At 68.4% G+C, this 1,344-nt stretch carries 1 protein-coding gene; it reads left to right on the top strand.

The features are described 5' to 3' along the window. The first annotated feature begins 67 nt into the window (after window positions 1-67). Window positions 68-1,305 (top strand): IS3 family transposase gene (locus tag NVV99_RS26225; protein ID WP_102031462.1). Its coding sequence is split into 2 segments (ribosomal slippage): window positions 68-380 and window positions 380-1,305, totalling 1,239 coding nucleotides; the frame shifts between segments, so codons are not numbered across the junction. Window positions 1,306-1,344: the final 39 nt, after the last annotated feature.

The raw sequence follows: 1,344 nt of genomic DNA on the forward strand, positions 1-1,344 counted from the left end.
GGAGCTTGACCCCTGATCTTGGACACGTGGAATCCAGCACACTGCTGGGGGAAGCGAGAATCCAAGGATGGCCAGAAAGAACTACACCGACGAGTTCCGCCGTCGGGCGGTGGACTTGTATGAGTCCACGCCGGGCGCGACGCTCAAGGGGATCGCGGCGGATCTGGGCGTGTCTCGGGGCGCGTTGAAGGAGTGGGTCGACAAGCTGGGCTCGGGGACCATGACGGCGGGTGCAGCGCCGGTCGCGCCGAGCCGAGGCCGGCCCGAGTCACAGACGGCGAGGATCGCGCGGCTGGAGTCGGAGAACGCCGCGTTGAGGGTCGAGCAGGCCAAGCTCGCTGAGGAGCGGGACATCCTCCGCCAGGCGGCGAAGTATTTCGCCGGGGAGACGAACTGGTGAACCGCTTCCAGTTCGTCGAGGACCACAAGGACGCCTGGGGCGTGAAGCGGTTGTGCGAGGTCATCGAGATCGCCCGGTCGTCGTTCTATGCGTGGCTGGCCGCTGCGCCGGGACGTGCCGCGAGGCAAGCCGAGGATGCGGCGCTGGCTGAGCGGATCCGGGTGCTGCAGGACCCGGCGCTGGGCGGGGACCGTGCCTCGGGGGCACCCAGGATCACCGCCGACCTGAACGAGGGTGCGGCCGCGGACGGGCGGGTCAACCACAAGCGGGTGGCCCGCGTGATGCGCGAGCACGGCCTAGCCGGCGTCCGGCTGCGCCGTCGCGTGCGCACCACGATCCCCGACCAGTCGGGACGGCGTTTCCCCGATCTGATCGGCCGCAACTTCTCCGCCGGCGAACCGAACCGCCGCTACGTCGGCGACATCACCTACCTACCCGTCGAGGGCGGCACGAACCTGTACTTCGCCTCGTGCATCGACCTCGGCTCGCGGAAGCTCACCGGGTGGGCGATGGCCGACCACATGCGCACCGAACTCGTCGAGGGCGCGCTCGAAGCCGCCCGGCGCGAGCGCGGTTCCCTTACCGGTTCGGTGTTCCACTCAGACCACGGGTCGGTCTACACCTCGAAGGCATACGCCGCCCTCTGCGAGCAACTCGGGGTGACCCAGTCGATGGGGGCGATCGGATCGTCCGCCGACAATGCCCTCGCCGAGTCGTTCAACGCGACCCTCAAACGTGAACTCCTCGAAGGCCGTTCTGCGTTTCCCGACGCGGCCACTGCCTACCGCGCCGTGTTCCGCTGGGCGAACCGCTACAACACCCGGCGCCGCCACTCCGCGATCGGCAATATCAGCCCGAACGCCTACGAAGCCGCTGCCTCCGCTACCCTCGCGGAAGCGGCATAACCGAAATGACACCGTGTCCAAGGTCAGGGGTTAAGGCCC

The organism is Rhodococcus sp. PAE-6, assembly GCF_025290685.1.
GTDB lineage: Bacteria > Actinomycetota > Actinomycetes > Mycobacteriales > Mycobacteriaceae > Rhodococcus > Rhodococcus pyridinivorans.